The sequence below is a fragment of the Halorubrum sp. SP9 genome (genome assembly GCF_005435015.1).
Lineage (GTDB): Archaea > Halobacteriota > Halobacteria > Halobacteriales > Haloferacaceae > Halorubrum > Halorubrum sodomense.
In genome coordinates this window covers 1-5075 of the sequence record NZ_SGXU01000008.1, presented here as the reverse complement: position 1 = coordinate 5075, position 5075 = coordinate 1, and the positions used below count along the sequence as shown (strand labels likewise).

The 5075-nt window shown below is 71.5% G+C and carries 6 protein-coding genes; 2 read left to right on the top strand and 4 right to left on the bottom strand.

The window, feature by feature from the left end; genetic code table 11:
- Positions 1-124: 124 nt before the first annotated feature.
- The 4 genes from EXE45_RS06370 to EXE45_RS06355 form a co-directional block, all read right to left on the bottom strand.
- Positions 125-961 carry an ABC transporter ATP-binding protein gene (locus EXE45_RS06370; protein ID WP_137693844.1) on the bottom strand — a complete coding sequence of 279 codons (837 nt, stop codon included), beginning with the start codon at positions 959-961 and terminating at the stop codon, positions 125-127.
- On the bottom strand, positions 945-1814 hold the full coding sequence (locus EXE45_RS06365; protein WP_137693843.1) for an ABC transporter permease: 870 nt from the start codon (positions 1812-1814) through the stop codon (positions 945-947). Before EXE45_RS06365 ends, EXE45_RS06370 begins: the two co-directional genes overlap by 17 nt.
- A gap of 1 nt (position 1815) precedes the next feature.
- Positions 1816-2793: a substrate-binding domain-containing protein gene (locus tag EXE45_RS06360; RefSeq protein WP_137693842.1), complete on the bottom strand. Its 978-nt coding sequence runs from the start codon at positions 2791-2793 to the stop codon at positions 1816-1818.
- A gap of 299 nt (positions 2794-3092) precedes the next feature.
- Positions 3093-3371 carry a hypothetical protein gene (locus EXE45_RS06355; RefSeq protein WP_092921642.1) on the bottom strand — a complete coding sequence of 93 codons (279 nt, stop codon included), beginning with the start codon at positions 3369-3371 and terminating at the stop codon, positions 3093-3095.
- Between the two features lie 188 nt (positions 3372-3559).
- Here EXE45_RS06355 and EXE45_RS06350 point away from each other — a divergent pair, with 188 nt between their 5' ends.
- Both EXE45_RS06350 and EXE45_RS06345 read left to right on the top strand, forming a co-directional pair.
- A complete protein-coding gene (locus EXE45_RS06350) occupies positions 3560-4489 on the top strand; it encodes a 1,4-dihydroxy-2-naphthoate polyprenyltransferase (protein WP_092921640.1) in 930 nt (309 codons plus the stop codon).
- Positions 4486-5075 (top strand): enolase C-terminal domain-like protein (locus EXE45_RS06345; protein ID WP_274595468.1); only part of this gene is annotated, 590 nt, incomplete at its 3' end. The genes EXE45_RS06350 and EXE45_RS06345, both read left to right, overlap by 4 nt.

Genomic DNA, 5075 nt, shown 5'->3' with positions numbered 1-5075 from the left:
GGGCCCTCCAAGGTCGGCGCGCGTCGCGAGCCGAGGGCCCTCCAAGGTCGGCGCGCGTCGCGAGCCGAGGGCCCTCCAAGGTCGGCGCGCGTCGCGAGCCGAGGGCCCTCCAAGGTCGGCGCGGCTACCGACCGAGGGCGTCCGTCACCTCGCGGCGGAGCGCGACCAAGTCGGCGTCCGCCCGGTCGCGGGGGCGGTCGATGTCGACGTCGACGACGGACGCAACCGTGCCCGGTTGGCCGGAGAGGACGACCACGCGGTCCGCGAGGTAGACCGCCTCCTCGACGTCGTGAGTGACGAGGACGACGGTCGTCCCGCGCTCCTCCCACACGTCGAGCAGGTGGTCCTGTTGGTCCGCCTTGGTCAGGCGGTCGAGCGCCGAGAACGGCTCGTCGAGCAGCAGCACGGAGGGGTCGTACGCCAGTCCCCGCGCGAGCGACACGCGCTGGGCCATCCCCCCGGAGAGCTCGTCCGGACGGCTCTCGGCGAACCCGTCGAGACCGACCGTCTCGATCAGGTCGTCGACGCGCTCGCGGGCCGGCGGGCTCGCAGGGTCGACGTCGGACGGGAGCCCGACCGCGACGTTCTCGCGCACGTCCGCCCAGTCGAGCAGCCGCGGTTCCTGAAACACCATGCCGACGGCGTCGCTGCCGCCGTCGCGCACGTCCGTCCCGTCGACCGCGACGCGGCCGCCGAACTCGGCTTCGAGCCCCGAGAGCACGCGGAGCAGCGTCGACTTCCCGCAGCCTGAGGGGCCGACGACGGCGACGAACTCCCCGTCCGCGACCGCGAGGTCGACGCCGTCGAGCGCGACGGTGTCGTCGTACCGCTTCCGGAGGTCGTCGACCGCGAGGACCGGATCCGCGGTCGACGAGTCGGGATCGGCCTCGCCGGTCGGCGTCGCCGCGTCGACCCCGTCGGCCGACGACGGGGTGACGTCCGCGTCAGCGTCCGACGACACGGTTCCTCACCTCCTTCACCGCGACATCCGAGCAGTTACCGAGGAAGGCGAAAAGCAGGATCGAGCCCACGATGATGTCGGGCCGCGCGAGGGCCCGCCCGTCGCTCAGCAGGAACCCGATCCCCTGGCTCGCCGCGATGAGCTCGGCGGCGACGACGAACATCCACGCCAGCCCGACGCCGCCGCGGATCCCGACGAGCAGGTCCGGGAGCGCGGCCGGGAACACGACCCGGCGCAGCGACTCGACGCGCCCGAGGTCGTACACCTCGGCGACCTCCAAGAGCTCCTCGTCGACCGCCGCGATCCCCGTCGAGAGGTTGAGGTACACCGGGAAGAAGGCGCCGACCGAGATGAGCAGCACCTTCGCGGTCTCGCCGATGCCGAACCAGAGGAGGAACAGCGGCACCCACGCCAGCGACGGGATGTTCTTCAGGCTCTGGAGCAGGGGGTCCAGCAGGTCGCTCGCCGTCCGCGAAAGGCCGGTGAGAGTCCCGAAGACGGTGCCGACGACGATTCCGAGGCCCGCGCCGAGCGCCACGCGCTGGAGCGTGATGGCGACGTGGCCCCACAGCTCTCCGGACGCCGCCATCCCGTAGAGGGTCTTCGCCACCCGAAGCGGCGGCGGCAACTGGTAGGCGGCGAAGACGCCGGTCGTGACGAGTGCGTGCCAGACGACGACGAGAGCGAGGGGAACGAACAGCCCGAGCAGCGGCCGGAACCGGCTCGCAGAGGGGACGGGGATCGGGCCGAGCGTGCGAGGCTCCGCGACGCGGGCCGACCCGCCGGCGTCCGACCCGTGACGGGCGTCGGACTCGCGGGAGACGTCCGACTCCCGGCGGGTGTCGGCGGCCATCTCAGACGACCCCGCTCGCGAACTCCGAGTCGATCAGCTCGTCGACGGCGCCGGCGGGGTTCGCGTCGTCGGTCACGAGGTCCTCGCGTTCGAGGATCGGCGAGAGGTTCGACAGCAGCTCGCGGTGCGGTTCGCCCGGGATCGGCCGGGAGAGGTCGGTCCGCTGGGTGAACACGCGCTCCGCGACCGGCTCGGACATCCCCGAGGCGTCCGCGAGGATCCCCGCTGTCGCCTCGGGGTTCTCGATGGCCCACTCGCGACCCCGCTCGTAGGCCTCGAGGACGCGACGGGCGTCCGCCGTGCGGTTCGCGAGGAACCCGTCGAGGAAGTTGAGGAAGCCGTACGTGTTGTACCGCGGCTCGCGGAAGAACAGCTCCGCGCCCTCGTACTCGAGTTCCAGTTCCGCCATGTGGGGATCGAGGCCGGCCCAGGCGTCGACGTCGCCCTGGATGAGCGCGGACTGCCCCTCCGGGTGCTGGAGGTGGACGATCTCCACGTCCTCCGCGCTCAGTCCGGCGTCCTCGAGCGCCTGAAGCAGGAAGAAGTACGGGTCGGTCCCGCGGGTGGCGGCGACGCGCTTCCCCTCGAGGTCGGCCGCCGACTCGATGCCGGTCCCCCGGAAGGTCACGAGCGCGGTCCACTCGGGATTCGAGTAGACGTACGGCGTCGTGATCGGCACGCCGTTCGTGCGGGCCATCAGCGCCGCGATCCCGGCGGTCGAGGAGACGTCCGCCGCGCCGCTTTGCGCGTACTCGTTGGCCTGGTTGCTCCCGAGGCTCAACACCCACTCGACGTCGGTGCCGGTGTCCGCGAACGCCGCTTCGAGCCACCCCTTCTCGCGCAACACGAGACTGACCGGGTTGTAGTACGCGTAGTCGACCGTCACCGTTCCGGATTCGCCGCCGCTTCCCGCGCAGCCGGCGAGCAGCGAACCGCCGATCGCCGCGCCGGTACCGCGCAGGAATTGTCTTCGCTCCATCGTGACTCCTCGTACCGGTGCCACTCATAAACCGATATGGCTATTGAGAATATTCAGCTACGGCTATGATGCTTATCAGTTATTTATTTTCGTCAATGAGTACCGTTTACACGGGCGGCGATCGCCGCGTCAGGGTCGCTGACATCCAGATATGCGTTTCTGACCCCATCTCACGCCCCGACGAAGCCGTTCGGCTTCCGTTCCGGGTATCGGACCATGTTGCTGGTTGTTTGCGGCGGTCGCGCGGTCTGCCGTGAGAGCCCACCCGACTGCGAGGTCCGGACGCGTCGCCGGCCCGGCTACATTCCCATGTCGGCGGCGGCGTCCGGCACCGGAAGCTCCGAGACGGCGACGCCGAGCAGTTCGGCGGCGTGGTCGAGCGCCATGTCGAACCCGTAGTACCGCTCCAGTTCGTCGCCGTCGGGGCCGGGACGGACCTTCAGCATGGCGTACCCCTCGACGTTCTGCGCGACGGCGGCCTCGCGGCCGTCAAGCGAGAAAGTGAGCAGTCGCTCGCCGTCGGCCTCCTCGTATCGCGCCGCGATGCCGTTCGCCGACGCGGCCTCCGTGTCGGTCATACGAGCGCTACGGGCCGATCCCTGTCGAATCTGTCGATCGCAGCGCGTCGAGGACGACGCGACGGCGGCCCGAACGCGGTCGTCCGCGCGCGCGCGACGCGGTATCGCTCGCCGCGACTCGGTATCGACGCGAAGGGAGACGAAACGCGATGGCAAGCTTAAGGAACGACACGCACCAACGGGCGGCAATGACCACCGAGGTGACTCGTCGGCGGGCGTGGGTGATCGCCGCCCGCCCCCAGACGCTCCCGGCGGCGGCCGCGCCGGTGATCGTCGGCGTCGGGCTCGCGCTCGCCGACGGCGTGTTCGCCCCGCTGCCGGCGCTGGCGGCGCTCGTCGGCGCGGCGCTGATCCAGGTCGGCACGAACTTCGCGAACGACTACTACGACGCGATCCAGGGCGCCGACACCGACGACCGCGAGGGGTTCACCCGCGTCGTCGCCAGCGGCCTCATCGAACCGACCGAGGTGAAGCGAGCGATGTGGCTCACGTTCGCGGCCGCGATCGGCGTCGGTACCTACCTCGTCGTCGTCGGCGGCGTTCCGATCGTCGTGATCGGGCTCGCCTCCGTCGCCGCCGGGATCGCTTACACCGGCGGCCCGTACCCGCTCGGCTACCACGGGCTCGGCGACCTCTTCGTGTTCGTCTTCTTCGGGGTGATCGCGGTGACGGGGACCTACTACGTCCAAGCGGCCGCGCTCCTCTCCGGGTGGTTCCCGGTGGGTGTTCCCGACGGCACCGTCACGCTCGCGGCGCTCGTCGCGAGCCTCCCGATCGCCGCGCTCTCGACGAACATCCTCGTCGTCAACAACCTCCGCGACCGCGAGGAGGACGCCTCGACGGGCAAGCGGACCCTCGCCGTCCGGTTCGGCTACCGCTTCGCCCGCGCCGAGTACCTCGCGATGCTCGCGCTGGCGTACCTCGTCCCGCTGTGGTTCGTCGCGCGCGGCGACGGCCTCGCGACGCTGCTCCCGCTCGTCACCCTCCCGCTGGCGGCGTCCGTCGCCCGGACGGTGCTGACCGAGACGTCCGGCGAGGCGCTCAACCCCGCGCTCGAATCGACCGGCAAACTGCTCGCGGCGTACGCCGTCGCGTTCGCGGTCGGCCTCGCGGTGTGACCCGCGATTACCCCCGCGACGAGAACCCCCCAGTCACGGTGCGACACCGCCCGTTCGCCCTCGACCTGACCCGCCCGCTCGGCACCGCTCGGGGGAAAATTCGCAGTCGAGAGGGGTTCGTGATCGCGGTCGAGCGCGAAACCGGGGTGACCGGCGTCGGCGAGGCGACCCCGCTTCCGGGGTGGACGGAGTCGCGGGATGCGTGCGCGACGGCGCTCGACGAACTCGACGGTCGAGCTGAAGCCGAACCGCCGCTGGAGTCGCTGAACGCCGAGGCGACTCCGGCGGCCCGGCACGGCGTCTCCCTCGCGCTCGCCGACGCCGCGGCCCGCGACGCCGGGGAGCGGCTCGCGGACCGGCTCGCGGACGGCGCCGGCGTCGAATCCGCGCCCGCGGACGCCGTCCCGATCAACGCGACCGTCGGGGACGCCGGACCGGACGAGACCGCCGCCGAGGCGAGGCGGGCGGTCGAGGCGGGGTTCGACTGCCTCAAGCTGAAGGTCGGCGCCCGCGACGTCGACGCCGACGTCGAGCGCGTCCGCGCGGTCCGCGAGGCGGTCGGCGACGCGGTCGCGCTCAACAACCC

Coding starts and splice junctions, on each gene's coding strand:
- EXE45_RS06360 (WP_137693842.1), bottom strand. CDS start 2,793: ATGGAGCGAAGACAATTCCTGCGCGGTACCGGCGCGGCGATCGGCGGT.
- EXE45_RS06365 (WP_137693843.1), bottom strand. CDS start 1,814: ATGGCCGCCGACACCCGCCGGGAGTCGGACGTCTCCCGCGAGTCCGAC.
- EXE45_RS06355 (WP_092921642.1), bottom strand. CDS start 3,371: ATGACCGACACGGAGGCCGCGTCGGCGAACGGCATCGCGGCGCGATAC.
- EXE45_RS06350 (WP_092921640.1), top strand. CDS start 3,560: ATGACCACCGAGGTGACTCGTCGGCGGGCGTGGGTGATCGCCGCCCGC.